This is a genomic window from Flavobacterium sp. CFBP9031, from assembly GCF_034044945.1.
In the GTDB taxonomy this organism is placed as follows: Bacteria; Bacteroidota; Bacteroidia; order Flavobacteriales; family Flavobacteriaceae; genus Flavobacterium.
This window is the reverse complement of the sequence record NZ_JAXCWF010000031.1, coordinates 1-397: the sequence shown is the minus strand read 5'-3', so window position 1 is coordinate 397 and position 397 is coordinate 1. Positions and strand designations below refer to the sequence as shown.

The following is a 397-nucleotide window of genomic DNA, read 5'->3' as shown; positions in this document are numbered from 1 at the left end:
ACTTTCGCAGCAGTTACAAATGCGGCCTTGCCAGCAAACTCAATCAATATCCCTATACCTGCAAATACGGCGGCGGGAACTTATACAGGAACTTTAACGGTAAGCAATGCAAACGGATGCGTGTCATCAGCAAATAATTTTACCGTTATCGTAAACCCATTGCCAACAATAACATTAGGAGCTACTACTGCAGTATGCGCAAGTACAAGTGCACAAAGCACTACTTTGCCTTACAGTGCTGTTACAAATGCACCGACGACTTATAGCATTACGTGGAATGCCAGTCCGGCAAATACTTTCGCAGCAGTTACAAATGCGGCCTTGCCAGCAAACTCAATCAATATCCCTATACCTGCAAATACGGCGGCGGGAACTTATACAGGAACTTTAACAGTTT

General features: G+C 44.3%; 1 protein-coding gene. It reads left to right on the top strand.

Annotation, left to right across the window (positions count from 1 at the left end; all coding sequences use genetic code 11):
• Positions 1 to 397, top strand: a 397-nt coding sequence (locus SOM12_RS24100; protein WP_320495886.1) for a hypothetical protein, incomplete at both ends; no start/stop codon positions are given.